Origin of the sequence: Sphingorhabdus sp. (assembly GCF_046292425.1) — a bacterium.
GTDB lineage: Bacteria > Pseudomonadota > Alphaproteobacteria > Sphingomonadales > Sphingomonadaceae > Sphingorhabdus_B.
In genome coordinates this window covers 6251-6575 of record NZ_JBKBQV010000085.1, presented here as the reverse complement: position 1 = coordinate 6575, position 325 = coordinate 6251, and the positions used below count along the sequence as shown (strand labels likewise).

Genomic DNA, 325 nt, shown 5'->3' with positions numbered 1-325 from the left:
CTGGCGTGCGCGGATATGACCGGAAAGGCCGAACAGCGAAATGACGGCCAAGGTGGCAGCAATATTGCGCTGGCTCGCGCCATCCGTTTGCCATGCCACGGCCAGTGGACCCATCACCACGAGCAATGCACCTGCGACCAATGGCAGGAGCAACTTGTCACGCCAAGCCAGCGCGATTGCCACGGTCGACAGTGCAAAATAAAATATCCAGCCAATCATGGAAAATTCCATCTTTGGCAAAAGCATGGCGAGTTGCACGAGCGCGAGCGTCATGGGCGCAAAACGCGCAAGTTCCGACCACACCCCTTTTTCATGCTCGAAACGC

Annotated in this window: 1 pseudogene; it reads right to left on the bottom strand. The window is 56.9% G+C overall.

Going from position 1 to position 325, the window contains the following annotated elements:
• Positions 1 to 325: pseudogene (locus ACK4S7_RS12860) on the bottom strand (hypothetical protein); the annotation flags it as partial.